Source organism: Pseudomonas sp. Irchel 3A18, from assembly GCF_900187465.1.
Classification (GTDB): Bacteria; Pseudomonadota; Gammaproteobacteria; order Pseudomonadales; family Pseudomonadaceae; genus Aquipseudomonas; species Aquipseudomonas cichorii.
In genome coordinates this window covers 480,056-501,954 of record NZ_FYDI01000002.1, presented here as the reverse complement: position 1 = coordinate 501,954, position 21,899 = coordinate 480,056, and the positions used below count along the sequence as shown (strand labels likewise).

Below are 21,899 nucleotides of genomic sequence, written 5' to 3'. Positions count from 1 at the left end.
CCGTTGCCGGGTGGCCTTGCGCTTGCCCGGCAATCAGCCTGAAACGGGTTTGACGCTCCGGTCCTTGGCCTCGCTGTCGTTGACGCTCAACAACTGCTGCTCGAACTGATCGATAATCGTCGTCCAGCCCTGACGACTGGCATGTTTGCGGGCATTGAGTCTTACCCTGCGCAGGGCTTCACTGTCTTCCACCAGCCAGCGTGCAGCATCAATGAATGCCTCTTCGTCACCGGGCATGGCCAGCGCGCCATTGTGACCGTGACGAATATGCTGCCCGGCAGCCGCCTCATCATAGGCCACCACGCCAAGCCCTGAGGCCAGAGCCTCAAGCACGACATTGCCGAATGTCTCGGTCAGGCTTGGAAAAAGAAACAGATCGCCGGATGCGTAATGCGCTGCCAGTGCCTCGCCGCGCTGCGTCCCGCAGAAAATCGCATCGGGTATCTGCTGTTCCAGAGGGGCACGTTGCGGCCCGTCTCCGACCACAATCAGTTTCAGAGTGCGCCGCGGATAGCTCGCTTTCAGCGTTTCAAAGCACGTTTTGAGCAAGCCCAGGTTCTTTTCCGGTGCCAGCCTGCCGACATGCAGGATGGCGGTATCACCCACCTGCAACCCCCAATTTTCGCGTAGTGCCTGCGAGCGTCTTGAAGGGTGAAACAACTGGCTGTCCACGCCGCGAGACAACAACTCGATCCGCTCGAAACCACGCCGTTCCAGCTCCATCTTCTGGCTGATACTGGGGACAAGCGTCATGCGCGAGCGATTGTGGAACCAGCGCAGATAATGGGTCAGCAAGCGGGTGATGAACCCCATGCCGTATTGCTGGGTGTACTGCGGGAAATTGGTATGAAAGCCACTGATCACCGCAATCCCCAGCCGTCTGGCCGCTCGCAACGCAGAAAGCCCCAACGGCCCTTCGGTCGCGATATACAACACATCCGGACGTCGCCGCTGCCAACGACGCAACAGCTTGTGCATCGAAGATTGACCCCATTGCAAACCCGGATAACCCGGTATCGGCCACCCACGGCACAGCATCAAGTCGTCGGCAGCAAAACCTGCCTCCTCACCCTGACGCGGCCGAATCAACTCGACCTGATGCCCGCGCAAACGCAACCCGTCACACAGCCGCCCCAACGTATTGGCGACGCCATTGATCTCGGGAGTGAAGGTTTCAGTGATAAGCGTGACATGCAGAATTTTGCTCATGGGAGCAGTCTCGACCTGTTGCATGTCGGTTATGTGGCTGTTGGGTGATGGATTTGTGACGGGTCCCATAAAGCTGGATCTGCGTGTAGGACCGGATTTATCCGGGAAGAGGCCCGCCCATTCATTACATCTTTCTTGGTAGATATAACGCCTTCCCGGATAAATTCGGTCCTACATGAGTAGCGTTTTATATAAGTTCTGTGGAGAGCAAATTACCAATGGGCCATGTCTTTGAACTTCTGAGGAAGACAGTCATTGAAATCCAGGGTTTGCGCAGTCGCCATTGTTTTTGATCGCGGCCCCAGGCTTGTGACATTGATAAATGGTGAATCGGTATGAGTGTGCATTTTTCGACTCCATTCAGACTAAACAGCATCGTGCGTGAGTTGACGGCTCTGCGGGCTAGCCACTCTTTCCAGCGCTGCTGGCCTGGGCTCGAAGTCTTTGTCGTTGACGGCGGACTTCCTTTGTTCCGGGGTCATGCTTTGCAGGAAGAAGGTGGATCGTGGCTGTACCAGACGGGTCAGCGTTGCGGCTGCCGGGATGATTGCGGTGCCGGGGCCTGATGCCGCTTTTTTAGCGTTACTGAAAATCTGGGCAAAACGGCTGGAGCGCGGTTCAGGAATTCTTTCCAGTGCGGCAGGTTTGTAAGCGGTTTGTGCAGCGGCAGTTTTTGTTTTGACTTCCATGGTGTTGCCTCCTGTGGGTTTATTGCAGGAGAGCAAAGAGGGTGCCAGCTTTTATAATTTGTTTTTAACGGAAGGTGATGCTTAGTGTTTAAGGGGTTTTAACAAGTGTCCTACATGAAGATCCTACAGCTTGTTTTGTTTTGATATCACGGCAAGGTTTTGCCCGTGCCGGTAATGTATTGCCAGTGTTTTTAAGTTGTTTTATAGAGGCGTAAAAGAGTGCTCTTTTTGTTGCGTGGGATGTTTCTTTTTATAAGTTTCAGGAGCGCCTCCATGCGCTCCTGTAAAAATCAGCGTTCTCTCACCCAGAACAACGTCGCACCGGCCACCGCCGCTGGCATCATCAGGATATTGAGCATCGGCACCAGCAACGCCAGATAAACGATGCCGCCGAAGCTTAGGCTTTGCCAGCGTTTGCTTTTCAGCCAGTCGAGCATTTCGTTCCAGCCCAGCTTGTGGTTGTCCGCCGGGTAGTCGATGTACTGGATAGCCATCATCCATATCCCGAACAGCAGCCAGAGCGGAGCGGCGATCAGGTTGACCACCGGGATAAACGACAGAATGAAAAGCCCGAGCATGCGCGGCAGCATGTAACCCAGTTTGCGGGCCTCGCGTGCCAGGGTTCGGGGGATCATGGCGGCGAGCTCTGACCAACTGAAGTCAGGCGATTCATCCTTGCCCCGAATCACGGCTTCGACTTTCTCGGACAGAAAGCCATTGAAGGGCGCAGCGATGATATTGGCCAGCATGGTGAAGGTGAAAAACACCATCAGCAGCACCAGCGTCACGAACAGTGGCCAGAGAATGTAGTTCAGAAAGCTCAGCCAGTGCGGCAACGTCGGCATGAAGGCATCGACCCAGATACCGAACTGATGCAGGGCCAGATAGATCAGGCCACCGAACAGCACCAGGTTGATGCTCAGCGGCAGCAGGACGAACAGACGCAGGCTGGGACTGAGGATCAGTTTCAGGCCTTCTTTCAGGTATTGCGGGCCTGTCAGGGCAGGGGCGGGCATGGCAGCCTCCGAAAAATGGAAAACGCCCGACCTTACCGACTTTGCCGGGCGCTTGAAAGAGCTGTCATCGGCTCATGATGAGGGGCGTTGTGCATAGAAGTGGCCTATTAGGTGGATTGTGAATCGATATTTCCTTACCCTTCTTCACCCCGATAGGCTTTGCACCAATTTCATGACCTATCCTTTTCAACTTTCGATGGAGTCATCAATGAGTGTACTGGTAAAAAGGCATGACGGCTGACGCCTTGAGCGTGTAATGCATTGTTGCGGCACGAGTCGCAGCTCCAGAACTTTCAGGATTGTCGAGTTACAAAGCACTTCCCCAAGTGTTTCGGCAGTCCTTTTTTATCCAGCCGTTCCGACCGCGGCAAACCGGTCGGTCGATAGGAGTGTGTCATGTCCGACGTACGTCATTCCCGAGTGATTATTCTCGGCTCCGGCCCTGCCGGTTACAGCGCTGCGGTGTATGCCGCACGCGCCAACCTCAAGCCTTTGCTGATCACCGGCATGCAGGCTGGCGGTCAATTGACCACCACTACCGAAGTCGATAACTGGCCGGGCGACCCCCATGGCCTGACCGGTCCTGCGCTGATGGAGCGTATGCGCGAGCATGCCGAGCGTTTCGAAACCGAAATCGTGTTCGACCACATCAACTCCGTGGATCTGGCCGGCAAGCCATTCAGCCTCACCGGCGACAGCGCCGTTTACACCTGTGATGCCCTGATCATTGCCACTGGCGCCAGCGCTCGCTACCTGGGTCTGCCTTCTGAAGAAGCGTTCATGGGCAAGGGCGTTTCCGCTTGTGCCACCTGCGATGGTTTCTTCTACCGCAACCGTGAAGTGGCTGTGGTGGGTGGTGGCAACACCGCTGTGGAAGAGGCGCTGTATCTGGCCAATATCGCCAGCAAGGTGACTCTGGTTCACCGCCGCGAGACGTTCCGCGCCGAGAAGATCCTGATCGACAAGCTTCACGCACGTGTGGCCGAAGGCAAGATCGAGCTCAAGCTGAACGCGACCCTGGATGAGGTGCTGGGCGACGACATGGGTGTGACCGGTGCTCGCCTGAAGAACAACGACGGCACCAGCGATGAGCTGAAAGTCGACGGCGTGTTCATCGCGATCGGCCATACCCCGAACACTTCGCTGTTCGATGGTCAGTTGGCATTGAAAGACGGTTACATGGTCGTGCAGGGTGGTCGTGAAGGCAACGCCACTGCTACCAGCGTGGAAGGTGTGTTCGCAGCGGGCGACGTGGCTGACCACGTTTACCGTCAGGCCATCACCTCTGCCGGTGCGGGCTGCATGGCTGCACTGGATGTCGAGCGTTACCTGGACGGTCTGGCGAACGTTTCGTTCTGACCTGACAAAACCTGTGGGAGCGACTTCAGTCGCGAAGAGGCCAGTGGTTCTTGCACGCCCCATTCGCGACTGAAGTCGCTCCCACAGCGCGTTTAGCCTTTGCGTTTCAAAGGCTCACCTTCAAACTTCACACCGGCCAGGCCATGGGCGATCAGTGCCCGGATATTGCCGTGGTCCGTACCTTCTGGCGTGGCTTGTACCGAGCGGTAATGCTCGCCGAAAGCCAGCAGGGCTTCTTCGTCGCTCAAGCCTTCCAGCAAAGCCAGGCCCAGTGTCTTGCACGAGCCTTCGTTCTGACCGGCTGCGTTTTCGACGCTACCGTTCTTGAACGCTTGAGGCTGATAGTCATAGCCTGCCGCAATGAATGCCAGGGTGTCGGCAAAGGCGTGTTCGCCGCTCTTGAGGCTGGTACGCAGGGTATTCAGATCAGTCATGCTTGGTTTCCTTGGCGAACGCCGCTTTCTGTTCGGCGCTGGCTTCTTTCTGGTATTGGGCTTTCCACTCGTTGTACGGCATGCCGTAAACCACTTCGCGTGCCTCGTCGAGGCTGACATCGATCTGCTTCTCGTCGGCTGCGGCCTTGTACCATTTGGACAGGCAATTGCGGCAGAAGCCTGAGAGGTTCATCAGGTCGATGTTCTGGACGTCCTTGCGGCTGTCCAGGTGCGCGACCAGGCGGCGGAAGGCGGCTGCTTCAAGTTCGAGGCGTTGTTGCTCGGTCATGATGGGCTCTGTTGGCTAGGGATTGAGGGGAGGCAATGAATCATTCACCGGATCTCCCTTTCTTCAGGTGTCGACCACCATTGATGACGACACTGCTTCCTGTGGTGTAGCGGGCTTCCAGCAGATAGAAGACGGCTTCGATCAAGGGCTCTGCGCCAGGCTCGAATTGCAGCAGCGCCTTTTTCAGCGTCTGGCGTCGATATTCCTCATCGCTGTCCGGTTTTAGGATCAGCAGCCCCGGCAAGATCGCGTTTACACGAATGTCCGGAGCATATTTCTCGGCGAACGACAGCACCATGTTTTGCAGGGCGGCCTTTGTGGCGGCATAGGCAATATGGCTTTTGCTGCCACGAGACGAGGTGTCATCGCATATGTGGATGATGTCGGTTTTTTCCGGGCTGGCCAGTAATTGGCCCAATGCCAGGTTCAGATGGTAAGGCGCTTCGACGTGGAGCTTGAACATGGTGTTCAGGTTTTCCAGGCTATCGTCCAGCCACAACGAGGCGTTGTGGATGATTGCGCGCAGGCCATCGTAGTTCGAGTTGATGTAGTCGATCAGCGCCAGGCGATCCTGCTCCACGCCCAGATCAGCCTGAAATTGCACGATATTGGGGTGAGGCGAATTCTCTAGCAGGGTGCGGCTGACACTGATGACGTTATAGCCTGCCTGTGCCAACTGGATGGCCAGTTCCAGGCCGACTCGCTGGCTGGCGCCGGTTACAAGGATTGTCTTATTCATTCGGTGCAGTTGGCTTCAAGGTTTTTCGAGCATGAGACCTGCCCGACTCAAAGGCTCCAGCATAACTGAAGTTGTGCCGAGAGTGCGGGCAAGCTCTTGAAACCGCTGTTTTACATCAATTGCCGCCGACCGATTTACCTGCTGCTTCAGGCTCGCACGGCAACTTGTTCAACCAGTCGGCCAGCAGGTATGTGGACAGTGGAATGAACCAGTAAACCATCAGCGGCGTGAGAATCAGGGTGCTGATCATGATGCGCGGGACCAGCTCCAGATGACTGAGCAACGGCCCCAGCAGGAAATTGAATATCAGCGAGACAGGAAAGAACGCCAGCCAGATGGCCGCCGCTTGTTTCCAGCGGGGCGGGCGTTGATTGGCCGCTCCAAACCAGCCATCGATGCCGCTGACCCGGCGCTCTTGTGGCTGGGCAAAAAGTCCGCTGCCGCGCACCAACCATGAGCGTCGAGAGGCCGAATGCTCCCAGGCGTGCATGGTTTCAGAGTCGGCGAAGCGAAAAATGATCTGGAATTCATCATCTCCCGGCGGAGGCGCCAGGACACCGGAGCCCAGATATCCGGGAAAATCGGTAGCAAGTTGTTCGCCTTCGTGCAGCCAGGTCATGAGTTCCTGGTAACGACCATGGGCAACGCGGCGTGCAACCATCAAGGTGACGGGAGGGGTAGACATTGTGTATCTCCGATAGACGAGTGAGATTCCCGGATAGGGAAGTCACATGACACGGCTCCGGGGTGGTGGGGCGGTGTCAGCTTCGCTTTGAAACAAGCAAGGATTGTTCCTGAAAACGCGGCGAGAAGCTATCGGTGCAGTGCGAGGTCTTAACGGTGCATGGCGGGGTGCAGGCGTTGATGTTGTTTGTGCAGGTAGCGCAGCAAGCGTTCGGAGTCTTCCTTGCTGTCCTGATTCAATCGATAAGCGCCAAAGCCATTGGTGGTCATGCGCACCAGTGTTCCTTTCAGGGGGATCGGAGTGTTGCCAGACGGGCTGAACCAGGCGCTGAACTGCCTGGGCGGTTTTTTCGGTTTGCGGTATTCGAGCAGCACACCCTTGGACGAAACCTCATGAACCCAAAGCGAGGTCAGTGCGCCTTTTTCGGTCTCCAGCGCAATGGGCTCGGGCAGTATCAGGCGCCAGGGGCGAACCTGCGGGCCTTCTTCAAAAATGGTCGGGGTGCCCAGTTCCAGATGCAGAGCATGAAATTCATCCTCGACCAGATGCAGAGGGAAATTCATCTGCTGATCTTCAAACTGGGCGTGGAGCGTCACTTGTTCATGGGCTGCCAGGCGAGTCAGCAGGTTCTGTATCTGCACGCCACCATTCACAATCAGGCTGCGCGTGCTGTCACGCACGTTGAGCCTGGGGTTGTGCTGCATGCTCTGGATAAAATCCAGCTCAGCCTGGGTGAGGATTGAGTCGGGTTGCATGATGAACTCGAACGGAACAGTGGACGATAAGAAAAAAGACCGTAAATTCCTTTTTCTGTTCTGACCGTTCGTCAGTTTCTTCAGAATCGCTCCCGAAAATTTTGCAGGAGACCTGGGGATAGACTACCGCTGCAAAATGCAAAGTCAGTCGCAGGATCGATAAGGCATAATGTCCGACTCTTTTACTCTGCCACAGGATTTGTCATGAGAGTCGCTATCATTTCCGGCTCGGTCTATGGATCGGCCGAAGAGGTTGCCCGTCATGCAGGCGCGATTCTGCGCGATGCGGGCCATGAACCCTTGCACAACTCGCGCATCACACTGGCCGAGTTACAGGCTTTCGAGCCTCAGGCCTTGCTGGCCGTGACCTCAACGACTGGCATGGGTGAACTGCCCGACAATATCCTGCCCATCTACTCACAGCTCCGTGACAGTCTGCCTGCCTTCCTGAGAGGCCTGCCCGCCGGTGTGATTGGCCTGGGCGATGCCAGCTATGGCGATACTTTCTGTGGCGGCGGCGAACAGATACGCGAGTTGTTCGCCGAACTGGGCGCAGTTGAAGTGCAGGAAATGCTGCGTCTGGATGCGAGCGAAAGCGTTACGCCGGAAAGCGATGCCGAGCCCTGGCTGGCGGAGTTCATCAAGCGTCTGGGGTAAGACCCTTATATTGAATTGGCGCGGGAATGTTCATGCATTTCAGCGCCTTTTAAAGTGCAAGAAAGGCTTTTTCTTTTTGATATGTAAGATGTATATATTACATATGTAGGACGCGGATGGATTTTTATCCGGCTATCAATTGATATTCCCCTGCTCCGATATTCAAAGAGTGCCCACTCGATGAATAAGGAGTATCAAATGCCAAAGTCTATTGTTGGCAACCTGCCACAGTTTTCTATAAAAGCACCTCCCAAGAAAGAAGCCGCCAAGATAAACGCGCCCCAGGTCAGCCAGATCCTGAGCGAGGCCAGCAGCACGAACTTTGGTGCCATCAGCCTGCTGGTGATGGAAAAAAGAGGCATGAAGCCGCTCTTCAAGGGCTTCAATCCCGAGCAGATCACGCCCAAGGAACTGACGAGGGCGGGTATGAGGCTTTATAACGGCGGGTTGATCGATAATCACACGGCAGAACTCTTGAGCCGTACCGGGGACGAGTTCGACAAGAAGGGCAAAGTTGTAAACCCGGACAAGCAAATAAATGCTCTGGAGTTTTTTGCCGAACGAATTGCCGAGATGAAAAGCAAGGCCTTGATGGGCGACCCTTATGCACAGATTCTGCTGCCCGATTACGTCAAGGCCATTCATGTCATTCAGAACCTGTACACCTTTGCTACCACTGGCACCAGCATGGAGATGATGAAAATCAAGGAAGCAGAGAAAATCGGAAGGCCTCCCTTGATTCCGAGGCCTGACAAGTAAAAATATCAGGCCCTGCCGTCAATGAAATGCACTGTTGGGCGGTAGTTGGCTCAGCCTCTCCATCACTTTGAGGCGTTGTACGGGATCGTTACTCAGTAGCAGTGCATGCTCCAGGTCGAAGCGTTCGGCCTGCGGGCATTCAAGGGTCTGATACAGGCCGGCGCGAGCCAGGTGGTCGTGGCTGGTCGCATGGCCCAGTTCGACTATCCGGTCGGCATCCTTGAGTGCGGCAATGAAGTTGTCATTGACCAGATGCAAATGGCGCAAGTTACGTGACATGCGCTGCAACATATCCAGGGGGGGGGCACGGGCCATGTGCTCGACCCGCAGTTGCATGTCCGGCCCGAATTGGCGCACCAGCAGTTCACGGCAATCCTTGGGATAAAGCCGGCGCCCGCTGCAAGGGTCCAGCAGGTGATCGGCACCCGGCACGCGCAGCAGAAAATGCCCGGGGAAGTTGACGCCCTCCAGCGTGATGTTCAGGCGCCTGGCCAGCTCCATCGCAATCAGCGCAATCCCCAGTGGCTGACCCTGACGGCGTTGCACGATCTTGTGCAGCAGGGCCGATTCCGGCTTGGGAGGGTTCCAGTCGTCCTGCTTGAACCCAAGGCTGTTGAGCTGCCGCAACAAGGGCTGCGCCAGTTCCGACTCAGGCAGGACCGGCAGCGCTGCACTGAGCTGGCGCTGCAACTGGTTGATCTCTTCTGTCGCCAGGTGAGGCAAGAACTGTGGTTCATGTTCGGCCGAAATCCATAACGCGGCCTCGAACACCGAGGGCGGTGTACGCTGCAGGCACGCCAGGCAGTTCTGTCGTGGAGTCATTGGCCACTCCGTGTGGGCTCGTTCGTCTTAAACACTCACAACCATGATTCTTTTAAACCTGGCTGCGGGTTTCGTCCAGCGGTGCTTGCATATGCCTGAATGGTCAGTTGCTTTCCTCGGTAGCGCCTATACTCGCTTTATTAACAAGAACCGGGGAGCACTATTCAATGTTTGCTCTCATGCAACGGTCACGTACCGAAGCTCTTCATCTGGTCTGCGATCCGCAGACAGGTCTCAAGGCTGTCATCGCGATTCATAGCAGCCGCCTGGGGCCAGCTCTGGGTGGATGTCGTTATATGGCCTATCCAGATGAAGATAGCGCCATCGAAGATGCTATTCATTTGGCAAGAAGTATGAGCTACAAGGCGGTTCTTGCCGGTTTGCCGCTGGGGGGCGGCAAGGCGGTGATCATGCGGCCTTCACACATTTACAGCCGCGCTGCCATCTTTGAATCCTTTGGCCGTTTTATTGAAACCCTGGATGGTCGCTATATCACGGCAGTGGATAGCGGCACTTCCAGCGAAGACATGGATTGCGTGGCCATGCACACCCGGCATGTCACCAGCACCAGCGAATCCGGAGATCCATCACCCTATACCGCCATGGGCGTTTTCGCCGGTATTCGCACCACGGCCATGGCGCGTCTGGGCAGCGACAATCTTGAAGGCCTGCGCGTGGCGATTCAGGGCCTGGGCCATGTGGGTTATGCGCTGGCGGAAATGCTGCATGCAGCAGGTGCCGATCTGCTGGTCAGCGATATGGACAGCGGCAAGGTGCAACTGGCCATGGAACAGTTCGGTGCCCATCCCATCGCGTGCGAGGCCTTGATGAGCACGCCTTGCGACATTCTGGCGCCTTGCGCCCTTGGCAACGCTCTCAATTGCCAGAGTGTGCCGCAACTGCGCTGCGCGGCAGTGGCTGGTGCCGCCAATAACCAATTGAGCAGCTTGCAGGTCGCCGAGCAACTGGAAGCTCGCGGCATTCTTTATGCGCCGGACTATGTCATCAACTCCGGCGGCCTCATTTATGTAGCCCTCAAACATAAAGGAGAAAATCAGAACGCTATCACCGCGCATCTTTTACGAATCGGGCTACGATTGACGGAGGTGTATGCCCATTCACAGGCCGAAAAACGCTCACCCGCGTGTATCGCCGATGCGTTGGCAGAGCGCCTGCTGAATGTCGAATGATGGCCCACCATCCCGGAGCCGTTCGACCTGATCTTCGCCGCCAAAAGCAGCGATTCATGATCACCACGCATACCCCGCGTGACTGGAGTAGCGAATGTCTAACAAGATCAAGCTTGCGTATACCCGTTACCTGGCCCCCGACGGTCGTTTGACCGGAGAGCTTCCCCCTTGGGCCGATGATTTCAACCTGCTGACCCGCCTTTATCGACAAATGGTTCTCACACGGCTTTTCGACCAGAAAGCCGTCGCCCTGCAACGCACCGGCCGCATCGGCACCTACGCGCCAACCCTTGGCCAGGAAGCCATTGGTGTTGCCATTGGCAGCCTGATGCATCCTGAAGACGTACTGGTTCCTTATTACCGTGACACCGCCGTGCAACTGATGCGTGGCGTGCGCATGGAAGAAATCCTTCTTTACTGGGGCGGAGACGAACGAGGCAGCGCCTATGCCGAACCTGCCGTGGCCCAGGACTTTCCCCTGTGCGTACCGATTGCAACCCAGGCCTTGCATGCCTGCGGTGTAGCCAGTGCGTTCAAGATCAGAGGCGAACATCGCGTGGCTGTTACCACCTGTGGCGATGGCGCGACCAGCAAGGGCGATTTTCTCGAAGCCCTCAATGTCGCGGGCGCCTGGCAATTGCCGGTGGTGTTTGTCGTCAACAACAACCAATGGGCGATTTCCGTTCCCCGGCGCATTCAGTGCGGCGCGCCGACCCTGGCTCAAAAGGCCATTGGAGCGGGGTTCCATGGTGAGCAGGTCGATGGCAACGACATCGTCGCCGTCTACGACCGCATGCAGATTGCCCTTGAACGGGCGCGCAAAGGTAAAGGTCCGGTATTGCTCGAATGCCTGAGCTACCGATTGGGCGACCACACCACCGCCGACGACGCGACCCGCTATCGTTCCGGCGAAGAGGTCAAACAGGCCTGGCTGGAGGAGCCCGTCAAACGGCTGCAAACCTACATGGTCAGCCAGGGCGTGTGGGACGAAGGGCGCGAGCAGACGCTGATCAGCGAGTGTCAGGGCCTGGTGCAAATGGCAGTAGAAGTATTTGAAAGCACCGGCACCCAGTCTCCCGAGTCCGTCATGCAACACGTCTACGCCAAATGGCCCGCCGCGCTGGCGGAACAGCATGAGTGGTTCATGGAACGTGCTGCACGGCGTGCCGGAGGTGATCATCATGGCCAATGAAAAAGTCAGCTTGCTGGAAGCCGTGAACCTGGCGATGCACCGGGCCATGGCCGAAGACGAAAACGTCGTGGTGCTGGGCGAAGACGTCGGCGTGAATGGCGGTGTGTTCCGCGCGACTCAGGGGCTGCGTGACAGCTTCGGCTTCAAGCGGGTGATCGATTCGCCTCTGGCGGAAACCATGCTCGGCGGTCTGGTGGTCGGCATGGCGGCACAGGGTTTGAAGCCAGTGGTGGAAATCCAGTTCATGGGTTTCATCTATGCTGCCATGGAGCATCTGGTTTCCCATGCCAGCCGCATCCGCAATCGCACCCGTGGGCGCCTTTCCTGCCCGATGGTGCTGCGCACGCCCATGGGCGCGGGGATTCGTGCTCCCGAGCATCACAGCGAAAGCACCGAAGCCATGTTCGCTCACGTACCAGGCTTGCGAGTCGTCATCCCTTCCTCACCCGCCCGCGCCTATGGATTGTTGCTGGCGGCCATCGACGATCCCGATCCGGTGATCTTCCTGGAGCCGACCCGGCTCTATCGCATGAATCCGCAACCCTTGATCGACGACGGCAAGCGTTTGCCGCTCGATAGCTGTTTCACCTTGCGTGAAGGCAGCGACATTACCCTGATCAGTTGGGGCGCCAGTGTGCATGAAACCCTGCAGGCAGCCAGTGCGCTGGCCGAGCGCGGTGTTTCGGCAGAAGTCATCGATGTGGCCTGCGTCAAACCCCTGGACCTCGACACCCTTGAAGCCTCCGTACGCAAGACCGGGCGCTGCGTGATCATCCACGAAGCACCGCGTTCATGTGCCGTCGGTTCTGAAATCGCCGCCAGCCTTTATGAGCGGGCCTTCATGGATCTGCAGGCACCCATCCAGCGTGTCACCGCCCCGGATATTCCACCGCCGTTGTACCGGCTGGAGCAGCTCTATATCCCGGCAGTGGAAGACATTCTGCATGCCTGCGACACCGTGCTCGATTTCGCCTGACGCCCAAGGAGGCTTGCGATGAAATATTTCAAACTGCCCGATCTGGGCGAAGGTCTGCAAGAAGCGGAAGTGGTCCAGTGGCACGTCAAGGAAGGTGACACCGTGCGTGCCGATCAACTGGTGGTTTCGGTCGAAACCGCCAAGGCCATCGTCGATATCCCCGCACCTTATGACGGCGTGGTCGCCAAACTGTTTGGCGGCGACGGCGATGTCCTGCATGTGGGCGAACCCCTGATGGCCTTTGAAGGCGAGGGCGATGCCGGCACTGTAGTCGGGCGCCTTGAAGGTGGCGGCAGCCAGGATGATCAGTTCTGTGTCGGTGCAGCGCCTTCGACCCGTGAACACCTGTCCATAAAAGCCACGCCTGCTGTGCGCCAACTGGCCCGGCAACTGGGTGTGGAATTGAACGCTCTGGCGGGCTCAGGCAATAACGGCCTGATCACTCGCGCCGATGTCGAGCGGGCGGCACAGATCGAGCGCGACCGTTTTGGCGGCCAGCGCTTGCGCGGTGTGCGGCGCAGCATGGCGCTGAACATGGCCAAGTCCCATGCTGAAGTGGTGCCGGTAACAATCTTTGGTGATGCCGACTTGCATCGCTGGGCGCAGGCCCGTGATCCATTGATTCGTCTGGGCAAGGCCATGGCCGAAGCCTGCAAGGTGGAGCCGGTGCTCAATAGCTGGTTCGACGGCAAATCCCTGTCGATCAAGCAGCATGAAACCCTCAACCTGGGCATCGCCGTCGACACGCCGGATGGCTTGTTCGTACCGGTGCTGCGTGATGTGGGCAACCGAACGGCGGCTGACCTGAAAGAAGGCATGAGTCGCTTGCGCGCCGACGTCAAAGCCCGCTCCATCCCGCCGCAGGAAATGATGGGCGCAACCATCACCCTGTCCAACTTCGGCACCTTGTTCGGGCGCTACGCCAACCCGATCGTCGTGCCGCCGCAAGTCGCAATCATTGGTGCGGGTGGCATTCGTGAAGAGCCGGTGGCCATGAACGGAGAGGTGGTTATTCACCCGATCCTGCCGCTGTCACTGACCTTTGATCATCGAGCCGTAACGGGAGGCGAGGCGGCGCGCTTCTTCAAGGCGCTGGTGGATGAGCTGGAGAAACCGGAGTGATGGAGGTGTAACAGGTTGCATCTTTCGCGAATGAATTCGCTCCTACACGGATCGAATTCATTCACGAACCCCCGATTCACTCGGTTTCAGCTTCGGTTTCACTCAGCAACTCATTCAAGGCATCCGGCTGGCTCTTGAAGGCGCGGGCGAAGATATCGCGGTTTTTCGCCATGTAAATCCCGGCTTCTTCAACCTGGGCTTCCGTCAGCGACGGCACGGCCTTGTTCAACACTGTTGCCAGCAACTCAGCGAGTTCAAGCATCTTGTCATGACGATCAGCTTCGGCTTTATCCATGAACAAACGCTCCAGATCTCGGCTGCTGCGGTATACCACTTCGACGGCCATTCACTACCTCACATGCCCTTGCGATAAATTTAATGAATACTGTATTTTTGTACAGTGGTTAGCATAAGCCAATCCGCTTCCCTTGAATAGTGGCCTTAAAACACATTTTTTGTCTGCCCGGTGTGCCTTGCGACAACCCGTCGCGCTCTCAACCATAGCCTATGGCCCTGTTCCTGCTTTAAAAAGCAGCAGTGCAGAGTGTCATGTGCATACAGCATCATCCGGTTGGTAAAAATTCAGGTTCAGAGGTAGAGCGTCATGGGAAACAAATGGGCAGAAAAGATGCGGCAAAAAGTGCATTCGCAAGCCGAATCGCTGGGGAATCTCTGTGTGGAGAGCTTCCACTTCCTGGCACTGTTCGCCATCGGCGCCATCACTGCCTGGGCATCGGTCGTCGCCTTTCTGGGGATGGTCGAAAAAGGCAACATCACGGTCGATGACATCCTGCTGCTGTTCATCTATCTGGAACTGGGTGCGATGACGGGGATTTACTTCAAGACCAACCACATGCCCGTCCGCTTCCTGATCTACGTCGCCATCACGGCACTGACCCGGTTGCTGATCTCGGACGTCTCCCACCACAACCCGCCGAGTATCGGAATCATCTACCTGTGCGGCGGCATCCTGCTGCTGGCGATTTCGATTCTGGTGGTGCGTTATGCGTCGTACAAATATCCGTCGGCGAAGATTCCTGATCCGTTCAGTAATGTGAAAGGTGCAGTGACGGAGGAGAAGGGCGAGGTTTGATTTAAAGGGCGTGTAGGAGAATTCATTCGCGAGAGGCCCGTACATTTGAAGAAGATTTATTGCCTTCAATGACGTCATCGCGGATGAATTGCTTCTATGTACAGCCTTACCGTACCTCCACCCGCTCCAGTGAGCGGTCCTGTTCGGTTCGGGTCATGCCGATCAGGTACATGGCGTAAAAGGCTAAGTCGCGCTTCTGGGCATTGGTGCAATCAACGTATGGGCGGGCATTGCGGCGTTGATTGATATGCTGGGTCAAGAGAAAATCAGTGTCGATGAGATCTTGCTGCTTTTCTTATGCCTCGAATTACTTGCCCTGTCTGGGATTTATTTTAAAACCAATCACCTGCCTATTCGATTTCTTCTGTGCATAGCAATAACTGCACTTACTCGATACCTGATTGGCGATGTATCGCATCATAGGGCTCCAGATATTGGACTGCTGTATCTGTGTGGCGGGATCTTTTTCCTGTTGCTATCCGTTTTGGCGGTTAGGGTTGCTTCAAATAAGTTCTCCTCAAGTAGGCGATAGATGCGACTAGTGACTTCGTTGAGGACAAAATGGTTGAAAAAATTGACGTGTCGGTAATTTTTTGATAGAAAGCTGTCACCTCCACCCGCAATTAAATAGGTTGTTCAAATGCGACCTGATTCAAAAATGCTATAAGCAACTGCTCTACGCTAATCCTAATGGTTAACGTTGTGGCTACCCTTAAGTCTATAGAGTGAAATGCGGGTGGGGTTTTTTTGAGCAAGCTTAAATTATGTAAATCTGTCGACGAGCTGGCTGCTCTACTTGGGACTACATATGGGAAAATCCGGTATTTCTATTATTTTCACCCTACATCAGAAAGCTACTCAACTTTCGAGATAAAGAAGAAGAGTGGTGGCGTACGAGAGATCTCAGCTCCCTCTGATAAGTTAAAAACTCTTCAGAGACGATTGAAAGTTTTACTCAGTGAGATTTACGAGCCTAAAAAGTATGTGACAGGTTTTGTTAATGGAAAATCTATTGTCGCAAATGCAAAGCCTCACACCAGAAAGAAGTTTGTTTTTAATCTGGACTTGCAAGATTTCTTCCCTTCAATAACATTTGCTCGTGTTCGTGGTTTATTAATTTCTAAACCTTATTCTCTAGATTCATCTGTGGCAACTGTAATATCCCACCTCGTAACAGTGAATGGGAAATTGCCACAGGGTGGTCCTTGTTCTCCTGTAATTTCAAATATGATTTGCTCATCGCTGGATAGGAAGCTGAAAACTCTTGCAGTGAAAAATCGAGCTGAATACACGAGATATGCTGATGATATAACCTTTTCTTTCTATGATGATCTTGAGTATGTTGCGAGCGATATAGTTCAAGTTTTGAAAGGAGACGAGCTTCCTAATCACTACTTTGCAAGATGTGGACGGAGCTTGGAGAGGTTAGTTATTGAAGCTGGTTTTAAGGTGAATTACTTAAAGGTTAGGTTGCAGGGGCGATACGAGAGGCAAGTAGTTACAGGTCTAGTAGTAAACAAAAAACCAAATGTAAATCGGCAATACGTCAGAAAGACGGGGGCGATGATTCACTCGATTGAAATAAAGGGGCTGGAGGAAGCTAGAAGGATACACTCGGAAAAAATTATTAAGCAAGAGAAAAAGAGTGGGGGTGGTAAGGACGAAGAGATCAAGGTTCCACCGGTTGAGGCTCATATACAGGGGCGGCTGTTGTTTTTGAAGCAGGTTGTCGGGCTTGAGTCGCAGGTTTACAGACGGCTGGCGTTACGTTTTAACCTTCTTAGATTAAAGTATAGAGTGCCACTAGGGGTTTCAAAAAATAAATTCAGCGAGGATTTTAGGAAATTCACCAAGTGGTACGACTCTAAGTGCTGGGTTGTGGAAGTTGAGGGTGAGATACGCGGAGAGTTTGAGTGTGGTCAGGGTTCTGGGTTTATGATTTCTGATCAGGTACTTGTTACATGTTCTCATGTGTTGGATTTAAAAGGCGTTAAGTTGGATGAGGCAACTGTATATCAAGCATCCACTAGGTCAAGAAGTTACAAAGCTAATTTGCTTTATCGTGACGACGATAGAGATATAGCTTTGCTTAAGATTTCAGCTGATAAATCTGAATTTGACTATTTTGATTTGGAAGCTTTGGTGTTGGCTGATGTCGGTGATGAAGTTTCCATTTTAGGCTTCCCGAAAGACAAACTCGGTGCTCAGAGTGCAGGGAATCAAACAGCCTTTGTTAGAAACAAATTTCCCATGAGTGGGGTTAGTTTTGTTGAGGTAGATAAAGAGTTATACGCCGGGAATAGTGGCGGGCCAGTACTTAATCAAGATAGTCGGGTAGTCGGTATTGTTGGTATCGGTAATGATGGTGAGTATTGTGATCATAGTCGATTTATTTGTGTATCTGAGTTGCTGAAGGTTCTTGATGCACTTAAGGCTGCTTCAGTTGGGGGGGCTAAACTTGAACCTGCCTAGAGTTGTTTAAAAATGCTGTAAGTGGAAAAGAATATTTTCTCACTTTTGGGATGACGCGGCTGAAGGTGCAGGCCTGAGTGATTCTGCTACTTGTATTTTTGATTTTTTTGTTTAGCTTGCATAATTTAAATCCCCGTCGATATAAAACTATAGGCACTAGCGGGAAAGGGTTGGCAGCTGCTAGTCTTGAAGTGCTTTTCGTCTGCTAGCACTGCCTTTAATGGAGATGAAAATTATAATTTTAGTTTACTTGCAGTATTTATATACTCCGACACAAAGTTTCTGAAAATATTAAGTTCTTGGTCTGATATGAAAAAGAATTTTCCGAGTCGTACATTTTGTTCGTCGAAAAGTTGATCCGTGTTGATCATTATAGAGCTGAGAATCATCGAGGACGAATCGTCTGGATCATGAAAAGCTGTGTCAAAATTGCTTTTAAAGACTGCCGATTGCTCAAATAGCTTCTTTTTGTTTTCCGGGGCGATCATTCCATGTGTATGTGAGTAGATGTTTCTTATTGATGTGAAAAGTCTCCAGATGGAGTCGGATAATTCAAAGGTTATTTTGTGATCCTGAGTCATTGTCTTGTTTATTTCTGGGTGTAGCTCGTTAAGCTCCTTTACTAAGTTGGTTGTATAAGCTTTTTTGTTAGGTGAAATATTTTTTAGCGTGCTTTCTGTGATGCTAAATAAGAACATGAACTCCCAGACATTTAGGAAACCCTTTACAATTTTGTACCAGTTATCAGTATCTGCAGTTTTGGCTATTTCATCTAAGTTGATCTCGATATTTCTTTCGAGGTAACCTCCAGTGTTGACGCCTCTGTATATGAGTGTGTTGTTTATAGTGGCGGCTTGTTTTTTAAAACTTTCAATTATCTCGCTAATAAATATTTTGATATCTTTTGAATATAATTTGTCGTGATCTACGATGTAAATTTCTGAGCTGACTTCAGAAGGGGTGATTATTTTTTCCTCCAGTAGCTCTTCATGTAGATTTTCTAGCATGCCATGCTTTTGTACTATCTCAATGAAGTTGGTCAAATAGGATAGTAATACGCTATTTACGAGTTGGGACATGTAAAAAGAGCTGTGGTAAGACTTATACCAATCAGGAGATTCCGGTGCTGGTGCTTCAAGTGTGGGGATATAACTGTGTAGCATGCTTAGATCCTATTTGTCGTGTGGTCAGCATTAGGTGTCCCAGTCGCGTGCTCTAGCTTTGTTCTTTCCTTCAAGGTTTTTTACGAAACTGGAATTTATGTGGATAACGCTTATTATCGCGGAAACTTGTAGTCCGCTGAAAAATACTAAAAGAAACTGCATTGTAGCTAAAGTTGTTTCTTGGGTTTTGAATCCAAAGCCTTCGTAGAAGCTTACAAACAGCATGCCGATGAGAGAGAAGGCCATAGATAAAGCAGATTGAACTATTACTCCAACAATGATTTTAAGCCTAGTCGTGTCACCACCACTAGAACTAAAGTCAGCGTTAACAAGATTGTCTCCTTTCAAAGTTCTGAGGACATTAGGGTATAAAAAAGCGATCCATATACTCATAATTGTGAATATAGCCCCTGAGACGCCTACAAGTAGGCCTAGAGTGGCTGATACTGTTTCAAACTTAAGGTGCCATCCACAAAGCATAGATATTATGGGCGGCACAAGGCACAGTAATAAAATAAACATTAAGCTAGCACTGTATCTGATTGTTGAGCTACTTCGGTTGCTGTGGCATCTTTAGTGATGTTGGAAATGGACTGTAAGTAGTTTGAGCGATCTCCTGCGATCGTGGCGTATAGCAAAGTTGCGGAATATATTTCTCCGCTTTTTGGTAACATAACCCTTTCGACTAATCTATGTTTTTTGATAGAGGTCTTGTTTTCATTTTCATCAATGAAAATTACATCTGCCCAGCCGTCTTCAGGGAAGTCGGAAGAATACTTCATGAAGTCTTGCATTTGCTCATAGGTTGGTGTTGCTTCAAGCTTTACTTCGACTCTTCTCTTGCCGTCGTCACTTACTTCGTCATCTGGGTCTGGGCCAAAAAAACGTCCCATAATTTTTTCAATAAAATCGAATATTTCATTGTTTGCTTTATCTAAAGTTAACATGTTCTTTTGAGATTTTTTGTTCTCCTGCTCGACAATTTCGGAACTGACTATAACCTCATTTCTTAGAAGTACATGCTTAGTCGTTTCGCATATTTTTTTGAGGTATGCTTCGCTAGTTCTGAATTCTTTTATCTTTTTTGAGAAACGATACAAAAGGCTGTAATCTTCAGGTGCTGCTTCTGAGCTAAAATAAATTGTAGTGGCTGAGTCGCCGGGTTGCCGCCTGTTGAATTTATCTATTTTCAAACGATATCGGACGCAATAATTAATCCATTTTTGCATCAGGTCAGAGTCACATTTTGAATCTTCAAACTTTATCGAGATTACTAAGTTTGATTCCGGGATTATCCAATAGTAACAAGGATGTCCCCACACAACATCATCCCCAGTGTCCAAAGCGTTATTGCTGATAAATCCGATAGGCTCGCCCTTTTCGTTAAGTCGGAGCCCTCGATAGCTTTTGGAGTCGCTTGGGTCATGCTTCCACAATGTTAGGAGAAAATCACCGTTTTCAAACTCATGAATTTCTTTGCAGTAACACATGACTGATGGATCACCAGACTCACCAAGCTCTGCCCAAGGTGAGGTTTCTTTGAAACGTCTAGAATCTACCCATGCTTTTATATTTCGTAAGACTAAGGTTGTATCTAGTCCAAAGCTTTTAGACTTTATCTCGCCGTCCGTTTTCTTCTGAGTTCGATAAAGCCCGCTTTCAGTGATTTCAAAGAAATTCAAATAGCCGTAGTTTGTATCTTTCTTAATAACTGACATCCATTTCTCTCTGCTTTATTTTCATGTACGCAAGCCCTATTTTGTAGGTTAGCGTTTTGATGCTGGCTCTGAGCCATGATAGGTGCAAGTAGAAGAATGTCAATTAGCCGAAAAGCGAATCGGGCCTTCAATTATCAGTGAATGGGCGAGACCATACTTCAAGACCAACCACATGCCCGTCCGCTTCCTGATCTACGTCGCCATCACGGCACTGACCCGGTTGCTGATCTCGGACGTCTCCCACCACAACCCGCCGAGTATCGGGATCATCTACCTGTGCGGCGGCATCCTGCTGCTGGCAATTTCGATTCTGGTGGTGCGTTATGCGTCGTACAAATACCCGTCGGCGAAGATTCCGGATCCGTTCAGTAATGTGAAAGGGGCGGTGACGGAGGAGAAGGGCGAGGTTTGATTTAAGTGCATTTGGTAGGAGCGAATTCATTCGCGAGAGGCCCGTACATTTGAAGAAGATTTATCGCCTTCAATGACGTCATCGCGGATGAATCCGCTCCCACAAGTGACAGGTGTACAGGTTTATCGTGGCTCAACCCGCTCCAACGACCGATCCAGTTCGGTTCGGGCAATGCCGATCAGATGAACAACAGAAAAAGCCAGATCCCGTTTCGGGCCGTTGAGGCTGTCGCCGGATTCGTAGGCGGTGGCGGCTGCGCAGCGCAGCAGGTCGGAGACGTATAGCAGGGATTCTTCGAGAGAAGACGGCGGTGGATCGGGCGTTACTTTTTTCATAACCAGTTTCCTCATGGAGCCACCGTACAGTCGCTGCTAAACGATTGAGGGTGGCGGCTTTGTCGCGGGTTAGCAGACCGGGGAAACTAGCCAAAACCGGCGCACCCGAAGGTGCCCCACGCAAAGCCGCCATAAGGACGTTTCTTGCGTGGCTAGTCATCCCCGGGCTGCTAAACCCGATCACTGATGAGCAGTGACCGGCACAGCCTAGAGAGCCAAAAACGCCCACGCAAGGGGATAGGATTTTCTAGGAAACTTCACGCGGATGAAAGGGAGAAGTCCGTAAGAAATGCCCTGCAATCAGGGCATTTTCGTTAGCGTAAGTAACACAGAGGACCTTAAATGCCCGCCGTCCGCTCATGGCGGTCTGGTCGCCAGTGACCGCCCGTAAGAATCGGCAACTGGCTGAGGGTGACGCCATCGGTCATGGCGGTGAGGATTTTCAGGGCGCTGTCGCCTCGCTCGATGGCGATGCCGAATTGCACGCTTTCTATGAGGCGGCGCAAGCGTTCGGGGTCGTTGCGTTGGGCGGCGCTGATCAGGCGCTTGGCGACTACGCCCTTTTCGTTCGACAGTGTCAGCATGATGCTGCCATCCAGTCCCTGGATGCTCAGATTCACCCGGTAATCGGGATGAAAGGTATCGGTGATCATCTGAAAAGGATTATCCATATCGTCTACCTGTCTATGTGTACTGCATAAGTTGACCGGGTATTAGTCCCTTTAGTTCTCAGTGGCTGACCATCGGCAAGATTTCTCTTGTGCTTGCTGATGGCAGGTTTTGCTGTCATCTTTCGCGTTAATGATAATTTTT

At 52.6% G+C, this 21,899-nt stretch carries 25 protein-coding genes and 2 pseudogenes; 11 read left to right on the top strand and 16 right to left on the bottom strand.

Going from position 1 to position 21,899, the window contains the following annotated elements; translation table 11 throughout:
* Window positions 1-33 precede the first annotated feature (33 nt).
* The 3 genes from CKW23_RS05275 to cysZ form a co-directional block, all read right to left on the bottom strand.
* Window positions 34-1,209, bottom strand: a complete 1,176-nt coding sequence (locus tag CKW23_RS05275) for a glycosyltransferase family 1 protein (protein ID WP_095067216.1) — start codon at window positions 1,207-1,209, stop codon at window positions 34-36.
* 365 nt (window positions 1,210-1,574) lie between these two features.
* The gene (locus CKW23_RS05270; protein WP_025258653.1) at window positions 1,575-1,898 is read right to left on the bottom strand and encodes a hypothetical protein; all 324 of its coding nucleotides are present in this window, start codon (window positions 1,896-1,898) and stop codon (window positions 1,575-1,577) included.
* A gap of 290 nt (window positions 1,899-2,188) precedes the next feature.
* Window positions 2,189-2,914 (bottom strand): sulfate transporter CysZ, encoded by a 726-nt coding sequence (gene cysZ / locus CKW23_RS05265; protein WP_025258654.1) that lies wholly within the window; start codon window positions 2,912-2,914, stop codon window positions 2,189-2,191.
* Between the two features lie 396 nt (window positions 2,915-3,310).
* On the opposite strand from cysZ, the gene trxB reads away from it, so the two are divergent.
* Window positions 3,311-4,273: a thioredoxin-disulfide reductase gene (gene trxB / locus CKW23_RS05260; protein WP_095067171.1), complete on the top strand. Its 963-nt coding sequence runs from the start codon at window positions 3,311-3,313 to the stop codon at window positions 4,271-4,273.
* A 92-nt stretch (window positions 4,274-4,365) separates the two neighbouring features.
* On the opposite strand, the gene CKW23_RS05255 is transcribed toward trxB, so the two are convergent.
* The 5 genes from CKW23_RS05255 to CKW23_RS05235 all read right to left on the bottom strand — a co-directional run bounded on the left by CKW23_RS05255 (window position 4,366) and on the right by CKW23_RS05235 (window position 7,175).
* Entirely contained in the window at window positions 4,366-4,707 is a 342-nt protein-coding gene (locus CKW23_RS05255) for a HopJ type III effector protein (RefSeq protein ID WP_025258656.1), read from the bottom strand.
* The gene (locus CKW23_RS05250; protein ID WP_025258657.1) at window positions 4,700-4,996 is read right to left on the bottom strand and encodes a DUF1244 domain-containing protein; all 297 of its coding nucleotides are present in this window, start codon (window positions 4,994-4,996) and stop codon (window positions 4,700-4,702) included. Before CKW23_RS05250 ends, CKW23_RS05255 begins: the two co-directional genes overlap by 8 nt.
* 40 nt (window positions 4,997-5,036) lie before the next feature.
* Entirely contained in the window at window positions 5,037-5,735 is a 699-nt protein-coding gene (folM, locus tag CKW23_RS05245) for a dihydromonapterin reductase (RefSeq protein ID WP_095067170.1), read from the bottom strand.
* Window positions 5,736-5,850: 115 nt separating this feature from the next.
* Window positions 5,851-6,420: an antibiotic biosynthesis monooxygenase gene (locus tag CKW23_RS05240; RefSeq protein WP_025258659.1), complete on the bottom strand. Its 570-nt coding sequence runs from the start codon at window positions 6,418-6,420 to the stop codon at window positions 5,851-5,853.
* A gap of 149 nt (window positions 6,421-6,569) precedes the next feature.
* On the bottom strand, window positions 6,570-7,175 hold the full coding sequence (locus CKW23_RS05235) for a hypothetical protein (RefSeq protein ID WP_025258660.1): 606 nt from the start codon (window positions 7,173-7,175) through the stop codon (window positions 6,570-6,572).
* Window positions 7,176-7,379: 204 nt separating this feature from the next.
* On the opposite strand from CKW23_RS05235, the gene CKW23_RS05230 reads away from it, so the two are divergent.
* Together CKW23_RS05230 and CKW23_RS05225 are read left to right on the top strand one after the other, a co-directional pair.
* Complete coding sequence (locus CKW23_RS05230) at window positions 7,380-7,832, top strand: flavodoxin (protein WP_095067169.1); 453 nt, start codon at window positions 7,380-7,382, stop codon at window positions 7,830-7,832.
* A gap of 198 nt (window positions 7,833-8,030) precedes the next feature.
* Window positions 8,031-8,591: a hypothetical protein gene (locus CKW23_RS05225; RefSeq protein WP_095067168.1), complete on the top strand. Its 561-nt coding sequence runs from the start codon at window positions 8,031-8,033 to the stop codon at window positions 8,589-8,591.
* Between the two features lie 18 nt (window positions 8,592-8,609).
* Here CKW23_RS05225 and CKW23_RS05220 read toward each other — a convergent pair whose 3' ends face one another.
* On the bottom strand, window positions 8,610-9,413 hold the full coding sequence (locus CKW23_RS05220) for a SirB1 family protein (protein WP_095067167.1): 804 nt from the start codon (window positions 9,411-9,413) through the stop codon (window positions 8,610-8,612).
* Between the two features lie 167 nt (window positions 9,414-9,580).
* Between CKW23_RS05220 and CKW23_RS05215 the strand changes: the two genes are divergently transcribed.
* From CKW23_RS05215 to CKW23_RS05200, 4 genes are all read left to right on the top strand, one after another.
* Window positions 9,581-10,603 (top strand): Glu/Leu/Phe/Val dehydrogenase dimerization domain-containing protein, encoded by a 1,023-nt coding sequence (locus CKW23_RS05215; RefSeq protein WP_025258664.1) that lies wholly within the window; start codon window positions 9,581-9,583, stop codon window positions 10,601-10,603.
* Between the two features lie 94 nt (window positions 10,604-10,697).
* A complete protein-coding gene (gene pdhA, locus CKW23_RS05210; protein WP_095067166.1) occupies window positions 10,698-11,795 on the top strand; it encodes a pyruvate dehydrogenase (acetyl-transferring) E1 component subunit alpha in 1,098 nt (365 codons plus the stop codon).
* On the top strand, window positions 11,785-12,771 hold the full coding sequence (locus tag CKW23_RS05205) for an alpha-ketoacid dehydrogenase subunit beta (protein WP_025258666.1): 987 nt from the start codon (window positions 11,785-11,787) through the stop codon (window positions 12,769-12,771). The genes pdhA and CKW23_RS05205 overlap by 11 nt, the downstream gene beginning before the upstream one ends.
* A gap of 18 nt (window positions 12,772-12,789) precedes the next feature.
* Window positions 12,790-13,893 carry a dihydrolipoamide acetyltransferase family protein gene (locus CKW23_RS05200; RefSeq protein ID WP_025258667.1) on the top strand — a complete coding sequence of 368 codons (1,104 nt, stop codon included), beginning with the start codon at window positions 12,790-12,792 and terminating at the stop codon, window positions 13,891-13,893.
* A 76-nt stretch (window positions 13,894-13,969) separates the two neighbouring features.
* Here CKW23_RS05200 and CKW23_RS05195 read toward each other — a convergent pair whose 3' ends face one another.
* Window positions 13,970-14,239 carry a YebG family protein gene (locus CKW23_RS05195; protein WP_025258668.1) on the bottom strand — a complete coding sequence of 90 codons (270 nt, stop codon included), beginning with the start codon at window positions 14,237-14,239 and terminating at the stop codon, window positions 13,970-13,972.
* Window positions 14,240-14,497: 258 nt separating this feature from the next.
* Here CKW23_RS05195 and CKW23_RS05190 point away from each other — a divergent pair, with 258 nt between their 5' ends.
* Window positions 14,498-14,986, top strand: a complete 489-nt coding sequence (locus tag CKW23_RS05190; RefSeq protein WP_025258669.1) for a phosphate-starvation-inducible protein PsiE — start codon at window positions 14,498-14,500, stop codon at window positions 14,984-14,986.
* Between the two features lie 106 nt (window positions 14,987-15,092).
* On the opposite strand, the gene CKW23_RS26435 is transcribed toward CKW23_RS05190, so the two are convergent.
* On the bottom strand, window positions 15,093-15,245 hold the full coding sequence (locus CKW23_RS26435; protein WP_159918417.1) for a hypothetical protein: 153 nt from the start codon (window positions 15,243-15,245) through the stop codon (window positions 15,093-15,095).
* Here CKW23_RS26435 and CKW23_RS05185 point away from each other — a divergent pair.
* A pseudogene (locus tag CKW23_RS05185) lies at window positions 15,174-15,583 on the top strand (phosphate-starvation-inducible PsiE family protein); the annotation flags it as partial. The gene CKW23_RS26435 and the pseudogene CKW23_RS05185 sit on opposite strands and share 72 nt — an antisense overlap.
* 150 nt (window positions 15,584-15,733) lie before the next feature.
* A complete protein-coding gene (locus CKW23_RS05180; RefSeq protein WP_095067165.1) occupies window positions 15,734-17,458 on the top strand; it encodes a trypsin-like peptidase domain-containing protein in 1,725 nt (574 codons plus the stop codon).
* 233 nt (window positions 17,459-17,691) lie between these two features.
* On the opposite strand, the gene CKW23_RS05175 is transcribed toward CKW23_RS05180, so the two are convergent.
* The 3 genes from CKW23_RS05175 to CKW23_RS05165 form a co-directional block, all read right to left on the bottom strand.
* A complete protein-coding gene (locus tag CKW23_RS05175) occupies window positions 17,692-18,621 on the bottom strand; it encodes a hypothetical protein (RefSeq protein WP_143498897.1) in 930 nt (309 codons plus the stop codon).
* A gap of 30 nt (window positions 18,622-18,651) precedes the next feature.
* Window positions 18,652-19,014, bottom strand: coding sequence for a hypothetical protein (locus CKW23_RS05170; protein WP_143498895.1), 363 nt, complete (start codon window positions 19,012-19,014; stop codon window positions 18,652-18,654).
* A 128-nt stretch (window positions 19,015-19,142) separates the two neighbouring features.
* Window positions 19,143-20,339 carry a hypothetical protein gene (locus CKW23_RS05165; RefSeq protein ID WP_095067162.1) on the bottom strand — a complete coding sequence of 399 codons (1,197 nt, stop codon included), beginning with the start codon at window positions 20,337-20,339 and terminating at the stop codon, window positions 19,143-19,145.
* 154 nt (window positions 20,340-20,493) lie between these two features.
* Between CKW23_RS05165 and CKW23_RS05160 the strand changes: the two are divergent.
* Window positions 20,494-20,751: pseudogene (locus tag CKW23_RS05160) on the top strand (phosphate-starvation-inducible protein PsiE); the annotation flags it as partial.
* A gap of 122 nt (window positions 20,752-20,873) precedes the next feature.
* Here the strand turns inward: CKW23_RS05160 and CKW23_RS05155 are convergent.
* On the bottom strand, window positions 20,874-21,086 hold the full coding sequence (locus CKW23_RS05155; RefSeq protein ID WP_095067161.1) for a DUF6124 family protein: 213 nt from the start codon (window positions 21,084-21,086) through the stop codon (window positions 20,874-20,876).
* A 338-nt stretch (window positions 21,087-21,424) separates the two neighbouring features.
* Window positions 21,425-21,757: a DUF3509 domain-containing protein gene (locus CKW23_RS05150; RefSeq protein WP_095067160.1), complete on the bottom strand. Its 333-nt coding sequence runs from the start codon at window positions 21,755-21,757 to the stop codon at window positions 21,425-21,427.
* Window positions 21,758-21,899: the final 142 nt, after the last annotated feature.